The organism is Candidatus Aquicultor secundus, from assembly GCF_002791875.1.
Classification (GTDB): Bacteria; Actinomycetota; Aquicultoria; order Aquicultorales; family Aquicultoraceae; genus Aquicultor_A; species Aquicultor_A secundus.
This window is the reverse complement of record NZ_PFNG01000035.1, coordinates 939-3,951: the sequence shown is the minus strand read 5'-3', so window position 1 is coordinate 3,951 and position 3,013 is coordinate 939. Positions and strand designations below refer to the sequence as shown.

The window sequence follows — 3,013 nt, the reverse complement described above, 5'->3', positions numbered from 1 at the left end:
AGATCGCAAACCTTCGCGAGCAGGTTTCCTGGGTTACGGGGGATAAGGAAGAGGCCACCGCCAAGGCGTTTGATTTGATTAAGGCCGCGGTCGGTAAAGTAACCTTTGCCAAGCCGCTTACCCCGGGCCAGGTCCCGGTAACGAAACGCGCGCTGGTTATCGGCGGGGGTATCGCCGGCATCCAGGCTTCGCTCGACATCGCCGGTATGGGATACGAAGTCGTTATGGTCGAAAGGGAACCTTCGATCGGCGGGCGTATGGCGCAGCTCGATAAGACCTTCCCGACGCTCGACTGCTCGGCATGTATCCTCTCACCCAGAATGGTCGACATCGCGCAGCATCCAAAGATCAAACTTTATACCTATTCCGAGGTCGAGACGGTCAACGGCTATGTCGGTAACTTTAACGTGACGATCCGCAAAAAGGCGCGTTTTGTCGATGAGAAGCTTTGTACGGGTTGCCTCGAGTGCATAGGCAAGTGCCCGTTAAAGAAAAAACTAAAGAACAAATTCGAGAACTTTCGCGCGCCGCGCGGGGCTATCTATGTTCCGTTTGCGCAGGCAGTCCCGAAAGTTCCGGTTATAGAGAAAGAAACCTGCCAGTATTTGAATTCGCCCGACCCGGACACCATCGAGGTCAAAGAAGGCGAGAAGAAGCCCAAACGCAAATGCGGCGCCTGTGCCAAGGCTTGCGCCCAGGGCGCCATCAACTACGATATGCAGGATGAGCTGATAAACGAGACCTTCGGTGCGATCGTCATTGCAACCGGCTTCAACCTGTTCGATCACAGTAAATACGGCGAGTACGGCGGCGGACAACTCCCCGACGTCATCACCGGGCTCGATTTCGAGCGCATGGTCAATTCATCCGGCCCGACCGAAGGCAAAATCGTTCGCCCATCCAACGGCGAGAAGCCAAAGCGCATAGTCTTCATCCAGTGCGTCGGCTCGCGTGACGAGGCCAAGGGCGTGCCGTACTGTTCGAGGATTTGCTGCATGTATACGGCGAAGCATACCATTCTCGTCCACGAGAAAGTGCCGGACGCCGAAGTATACGTCTTCTATATGGATATCAGGGCCGCCGGTAAAGGCTACGAGGAGTTTGTCCTTCGCGCCCAGCGCGAGTATGGCGCCAACTATATCCGCGGCCGCGTCTCGCGCATCTACGAGGAAGACGGCCATATGACTATAAAGGCGGCCGACACGTTGGCCGGCATGCCGATTGAGATGGCGGCGGATATGGTTGTCCTGGCGACGGGCTCCATCGCCCGCGAGGATAGCGTAGAGTTTGCCAATACGATCGGTATTACGACAGACACCTACGGCTTCATCAGCGAGACTCACCCCAAACTGAAACCGGTCGAGGTCCCGCGCGAGGGCGTGTTCGCCTGTGGAGCGGCGCTGTCACCGCGCGATATCCCCGACACGGTGGCCACCGCCGGTGCGGTCGCCGCCAAGGTCGGTGTGTTATTCTCGAACGATATCCTGATGAGCGATCCGATGGTTGCCGAGATCGACCCGATGAAGTGCGTCGCCTGTGGCGCGTGCGTAGCCGTGTGCCCGTACTCGGCGATCACTATGGAAGAGTTCAGAGGTAAGAAGTTCGCTAAGGTAAACGAGGCCATGTGCCAGGGTTGCGGAACCTGTTCGGCGGCGTGCCGTCCGGGTGCGGCCCAGCTCAAAGGCGTGACTGATGAACAGATATTAAAATCGATAGAGGCGGTATTACAGTGGTAGATAATGGGCATTTCAAGATAATCGGATTTTTCTGCAACTGGTGCAGCTACGCCGGTGCAGACCTGGCGGGAAACCTTCGCCTGAGCTATCCGGCGGATCTCAGGATTGCAAGGATCCCCTGTACGGGCCGGATGGACCCCTTGTTCGCGCTGAAAGCATTGCTTGAGGGCGCAGACGGGGTCATGGTATCCGGCTGACACCCCGGTGATTGCCACTACAGAGAGGGCAATTACTACGCCAGGCGGCGCCTGGCACTGTTTAATGAGATACTGCCGGTATTAGGCATTGAGCCGGAGAGGTTCAGGTACACCTGGATCGCGGCCTCCGAAGGCAAAGAGCTTAAAGAGGAAGTCGAGGACTTTCTCGAGGTGCTGCAGAGAATCGGCAAATTCAACCCTAGTGTCTTCTCGAATCTCGACCCGGCGACGGTTACAGAGATAGAGAAGTCGGGAGAGAAGGTCGAGGCCTAATATGGAGAAACTTCAAACGCAATTACGAGAAAAAGCTATAGAACTTTTGGATAAAGGTGAAGTTACCGCCGTTATCGGTTGGGGCTCGGGGTGGAACCCGGCAAAAGCGACACCGCTTTTCGCCCGCGATAAAGAAACGGCGGATAAATTCGTCTTTAACCCGTTCTGCTTCAACAACCTGGCAGTTTACCTGCCGAGGATGAATGAAAAGACCGCGATCATGGCCAAGCCCTGTGAGGCAGGCTCTATTGTGGCGCTCTTGGCCGAAGGCAAGATCGCCCGCGAGAACATCTACGTGGTAGGCGTCGCATGTCGCGGTATCGTCGACCCGGTCAAGCTTGAGAAGGCCGTCGGCTCCATCGACGATGCGACAGCCGCATACCTCGATGGCGACAGCGTAGTCGTCGAGATTGGCGGAGAGGCGAAGCGGGTACCGTTTGCGGAGGTCGCTATGGATAAGTGCATGTCGTGCAACCAGCAAGACACGACCTTCAGCGATGTTATGGTAGGAGAACCGGCCCAGGTACCGCAGGGTCAGCCATCCTTGGTCGTACCGGAGGATGCCGACGCCGCGTGGTGGGCCGCGTTTTGGACTAAAGAATTCGATCGTTGCATCCGCTGCTACGCATGCCGCGAGTCATGCCCGGCGTGCTACTGTCGCGATAACTGCGCGGTGCAGTCGCTTCGCGAGAGGTGGCAGCACGTAACCTGGGATTCAAAGGAAGCGCTCATGTTCCACGCCCAGAGGGCCATGCACGTAGCCGGCAGATGCATCGAGTGCGGCGCATGCGAGCGTGCCTGCCCGAT

3 protein-coding genes are annotated in these 3,013 nt (G+C 57.2%); all 3 read left to right on the top strand.

What is annotated here, in order from left to right:
* A partial coding sequence (locus tag COY37_RS01285; RefSeq protein ID WP_286975647.1) for a CoB--CoM heterodisulfide reductase iron-sulfur subunit A family protein occupies positions 1-1,736 on the top strand: 1,736 nt, incomplete at its 5' end.
* Complete coding sequence (locus COY37_RS01280; protein WP_353682464.1) at positions 1,724-2,206, top strand: hydrogenase iron-sulfur subunit; 483 nt, start codon at positions 1,724-1,726, stop codon at positions 2,204-2,206. The genes COY37_RS01285 and COY37_RS01280, both read left to right, overlap by 13 nt.
* Before the next feature lies 1 nt (position 2,207).
* Positions 2,208-3,013: 4Fe-4S dicluster domain-containing protein (locus COY37_RS01275; RefSeq protein ID WP_286975644.1), on the top strand; the 806-nt coding region annotated here is incomplete at its 3' end.